The sequence below is a fragment of the Aeromonas sp. HMWF014 genome, assembly GCF_963878295.1.
In the GTDB taxonomy this organism is placed as follows: Bacteria; Pseudomonadota; Gammaproteobacteria; order Enterobacterales; family Aeromonadaceae; genus Aeromonas; species Aeromonas popoffii.
Genome location: NZ_CAWNYS010000303.1, coordinates 1 through 3,259 on the forward strand (window position 1 = coordinate 1; position 3,259 = coordinate 3,259).

4 protein-coding genes and 2 pseudogenes are annotated in these 3,259 nt (G+C 61.1%); all 6 read left to right on the forward strand.

From position 1 onward, the window contains the following. Positions 1-513 (forward strand): annotated as a pseudogene (locus AAC083_RS12475) (NADH-quinone oxidoreductase subunit NuoG); the annotation flags it as partial. Next, positions 510-1,478, forward strand: a complete 969-nt coding sequence (gene nuoH, locus AAC083_RS12480) for an NADH-quinone oxidoreductase subunit NuoH (RefSeq protein ID WP_042034377.1) — start codon at positions 510-512, stop codon at positions 1,476-1,478. The pseudogene AAC083_RS12475 and the gene nuoH, both read left to right, overlap by 4 nt. 128 nt (positions 1,479-1,606) lie before the next feature. Continuing rightward, complete coding sequence (gene nuoI / locus AAC083_RS12485; RefSeq protein WP_108536777.1) at positions 1,607-2,149, forward strand: NADH-quinone oxidoreductase subunit NuoI; 543 nt, start codon at positions 1,607-1,609, stop codon at positions 2,147-2,149. A gap of 10 nt (positions 2,150-2,159) precedes the next feature. Continuing rightward, a complete protein-coding gene (gene nuoJ, locus AAC083_RS12490) occupies positions 2,160-2,723 on the forward strand; it encodes an NADH-quinone oxidoreductase subunit J (RefSeq protein ID WP_108536778.1) in 564 nt (187 codons plus the stop codon). Then, positions 2,720-3,028 (forward strand): NADH-quinone oxidoreductase subunit NuoK, encoded by a 309-nt coding sequence (gene nuoK, locus AAC083_RS12495; RefSeq protein ID WP_042034381.1) that lies wholly within the window; start codon positions 2,720-2,722, stop codon positions 3,026-3,028. Before nuoJ ends, nuoK begins: the two co-directional genes overlap by 4 nt. Further along, positions 3,025-3,259, forward strand: a pseudogene (locus AAC083_RS12500) (NADH-quinone oxidoreductase subunit L); the annotation flags it as partial. The gene nuoK and the pseudogene AAC083_RS12500, both read left to right, overlap by 4 nt.

Consider the following 3,259-nt stretch of genomic DNA (forward strand, 5'->3'; position numbering starts at 1 on the left):
ATGGAAGGCTATGCCGGTGCCCGCCAGAACATGCCGCAAGTGCCCTTTGCCTGGGCACCGGGCTGGAACTCCCCCTCCGCCTGGAACAAGTTCCAGGATGAAGTCGGTGGTCATCTGCGCGCTGGCGATCCGGGTCGCCGTCTGCTGGAGCCGGGTGAAGATACCCTCGGCTGGTTTGATGCCATACCGGCCCCCTTCGTGGCTCAGGAAGCCCTGCAGGTGGTCAACTATGACCAGCTGTTTGGCGGCGAGGAGCTCTCCGCTCGCAGCCCCGTCATCCAGGCCCGCATGCATGAGCCCGAACTGGTGCTGAACCCGGCCGATGCCCACCGCCTTGCCCTCAACGCGGGCCACCAGGTGAGCTTCTCCTGGGGTGGCAGCCACTGGCGCCTCAAGCTGCGGCTGAGCGATGCCCTGGCACAGGGCCTGCTGGGTCTGCCGCTCGGCGTCAACGGCCTGCCGACCGCGCTGCAACAGGTCTACATCAACAACCTGCAGGAGGCGATCGCATGAGTGATTCCCTGATGGCGCTGCTGATTGAAGTCGGCAAAGCGCTGATCGTGCTGGTGGGGATAGTAGGGGCAGGTGCCTTCATGAGCTTCATCGAACGTCGCCTGCTGGCGCTGTGGCAGGATCGCTACGGCCCCAACCGGGTGGGCCCGTTCGGCCTGCTGCAATTAGCAGCTGACATGGTCAAGATGTTTTTCAAGGAGGACTGGATCCCGCCGTTCGCGGATCGCCGGATCTTCATCCTGGCCCCCATCATCGCCTTCACCGCCTTTATTCTGGCGTTTGCCGTGGTGCCCATCACCCCCACCTGGGGCGTGGCGGATCTCAACGTGGGCCTGCTCTACATCCTGGCCATCGCGGGACTGGCAGTCTATGCGGTGCTGTTCGCCGGCTGGTCGAGCAACAACAAATACTCCTTGCTCGGCAGCCTGCGCGCCTCGGCCCAGACCCTCTCCTATGAGGTGTTCCTGGGGCTCTCCCTGATGGGGATAGTGATCCAGACCGGCAGCTTCAACCTGAGAGACATAGTCGAGGCACAGGAGGGCTTGTGGAACGTGGTACCCCAGTTCCTGGGCTTCATTACCTTCCTGTTTGCCGGTGTCGCCGTCACCCACCGCCACCCGTTTGACCAGCCGGAGGCCGAGCAGGAGCTCGCCGATGGCTATCACATCGAGTATGCGGGCATGAAATGGGGTCTCTTCTTCGTGGGCGAGTACATCGGCATAGTGCTGATCTCCTCCCTCATCGTGACCCTGTTCTTCGGTGGCTGGCATGGCCCCTGGTTGCCACCCTTCATCTGGTTTGCACTGAAGACCGCCTGCTTCATGGTGTTCTTCATCCTGCTGCGGGCCTCTCTGCCCCGTCCGCGCTTTGACCAGGTGATGTCCTTTGGCTGGAAAGTCTGCCTGCCGCTGACCCTGATCAACATGCTGATCACGGGTGCCGTGGTGCTGATGAGCGCGCAGTGAGGCCGGAATAGATATGAATATTGTGATGCCGTTTGGCTGGAACGTCTGCTTGCCTCGCGCCTTGCGCCCTACTCGGGATGCAAGACACTGGGGCTGTGGTGCTGATGAATGTGCAGTGAGGCACAACTATGAAAATTATTAGCATAATCAAGGGTATTGGTACCCAGCTTCGCAGTCTGGGCATGGTGTTTTCCCATGCCTGGCGCCCTCGCGAAACCCTGAGCTACCCGGAAGAGACTGTCTATGCCGCCCCTCGTTTTCGTGGGCGCATCGTGCTGACCCGCGACCCGGACGGCGACGAACGCTGCGTGGCCTGCAACCTCTGCGCCGTGGCCTGCCCGGTCGGCTGCATCTCGCTGCAGAAAGCAGAGCGGGACGATGGTCGCTGGTATCCGGAGTTCTTTCGCATCAACTTCTCCCGCTGCATCTTCTGCGGCCTGTGCGAAGAGGCCTGCCCCACCACCGCCATCCAGCTGACGCCGGATTTCGAGATGGGTGAATACCGCCGCCAGGATTTGGTGTACGAGAAGGAAGATCTGCTGATCAGCGGGCCCGGCAAATACCCGGATTACAACTTCTATCGCATGAGCGGGATGGCCATCGACGGCAAGCCGAAAGGGGATGCCGAGCACGAAGCCAAACCTATCGATGTCAAGAGCCTGCTGCCCTGAGGAGTCAATCATGGAACTGGCATTTTATGCCGCGGCCCTGGTCGCCGTTTACAGCACGCTGCGGGTGATCAGCACCAGCAATCCCATGCATGCGCTGCTCAATCTCATTATTTCGCTCATCGCCGTGGCCATTATCTTCTTCTGCCTGGGTGCCTCCTTCGCGGGGGCCCTGCAGGTGATCGTCTACGCGGGCGCCATCATGGTGCTGTTCGTGTTCGTGGTGATGATGCTGAACCTAGGGTCATCCCAGGATCAGGAGAAGAACTGGCTCACCCCCACCACCTGGGTGGGTCCCGGCCTGCTCTCTCTCATCCTGCTGGGCTTTCTGGCCTACGGCATCCTCGGCGTGACAGGGGGTCAGCTTGGCCTGACCGACGTCAGCGCGAAAGAGGTCGGCATCGCCCTGTTCGGCCCTTACGTGCTGGCGGTGGAGCTCGCCTCCATCCTGCTGTTGGCGGGTCTGGTGACCGCCTACCACCTGGGCCGTGAAGACAAGAGCGGGGAAGTGCTTTCCGTTCCCAAAACGGCCGGGCGCCCAGCACCAAGTCCATCTCAAGAAGGAGGTCAGCAATGAGTGGCATCCCCATGGAACACGGTCTGCTGCTGGCCGCCGTGCTGTTTTGCATCGGTTTGTGCGGTCTGCTTATCCGCCGTAACTTGCTGTTTATCCTCATGAGTATCGAGATCATGATGAATGCGTCCGCGCTGGCGTTCGTGGTAGCAGGCAGCCGCTGGGCCCAGGCCGATGGCCAGATCATGTACATCTTGGTGATTTCTCTGGCGGCAGCGGAGGCCAGTATCGGCCTCGCTTTACTACTGCTGCTCTATCGTCGTTACCACACCCTCAACGTGGACACTGTGAGCGAGATGCGCGGATGAGCCTCTTATACCTGACTTTTCTATTTCCGCTGCTGGGATGGCTGGTGCTGGCCTTCTCCCTCGGCCGTTTCGGCGAGCGCAGCTCGGCGCTCATCGGCGTCGGCAGCATAGGGTTGTCGGCCCTCACCACCCTGTGGGTCGGCATCGATTTCCTCAATACCATGCCGGTCGGCGGTGTCTACACCCAGCCCCTGTGGCAATGGATGTCGGTGGGCAGCTTCAATCCCACCT